Origin of the sequence: Actinomyces sp. S6-Spd3 (assembly GCF_000758755.1) — a bacterium.
Classification (GTDB): Bacteria; Actinomycetota; Actinomycetes; order Actinomycetales; family Actinomycetaceae; genus Pauljensenia.
This window is the reverse complement of record NZ_JRMV01000009.1, coordinates 1-737: the sequence shown is the minus strand read 5'-3', so window position 1 is coordinate 737 and position 737 is coordinate 1. Positions and strand designations below refer to the sequence as shown.

Annotated in this window: 1 protein-coding gene; it reads left to right on the top strand. The window is 55.0% G+C overall.

The window, feature by feature from the left end; all coding sequences use genetic code 11:
- Positions 1-737 (top strand): AMP-binding protein (locus HMPREF1627_RS00055; protein ID WP_034499649.1); only part of this gene is annotated, 737 nt, incomplete at both ends.

The following is a 737-nucleotide window of genomic DNA, read 5'->3' as shown; positions in this document are numbered from 1 at the left end:
CGCTTGTTGATTTCGCCGCTTGGAGCGCAGGTCTAGTGGTTGTGCCCATCTACGAGACGTCTTCGGTCGATCAGATCAAGTACATCTTGGAAGATGCTGACGTGAAGATGGTTGTGACCGAGACGATGGTCATGGCCCAACTGGTGCAGGCAGCGCGAGTAACACTTGAGCGCTCCGTTCAAGTTCTATCACTCGATAACTCTGCGATTATGCGGATTACGGAGGCCGGAGCTGAGGTTGACGAAGCGGAAGTTGATGCCCGCATTACTGACCTTAACATCCATAAGCCAGCCTCGATTGTGTACACATCCGGTACAACGGGGAAGCCAAAGGGAACCGTTTTGACCCACGGGAACTTTGTGACCCTGTGCAAGAACGGGCACAAGTGGATGCCGGAAATCGCATACCGGCGATCTTCACGCCTACTGCTGTTCCTGCCGCTTGCTCACGTGTATGCGCGCATGCTGGAAGTTTTCCAGATTACCGGTCACGGAATCATGGCGCATACGCCGAACACGCGTAACTTGCTTTCTGATCTGGAGAGTTTCCGCCCCACTTATCTGCTCGCGGTCCCCCGAGTCTTGGAGAAGATTTACAACTCGGCAGATGCGGCGGCAGGTAGCGGTGTTGCGCTAAAGACGTTCCGTTGGGCTGTCAAGACCGCCATCCAGTATTCGAAGGCTCTGGACACTACCTTGGGGCCATCACGCACGTTGTCGGCTCAACACCAGATGGCT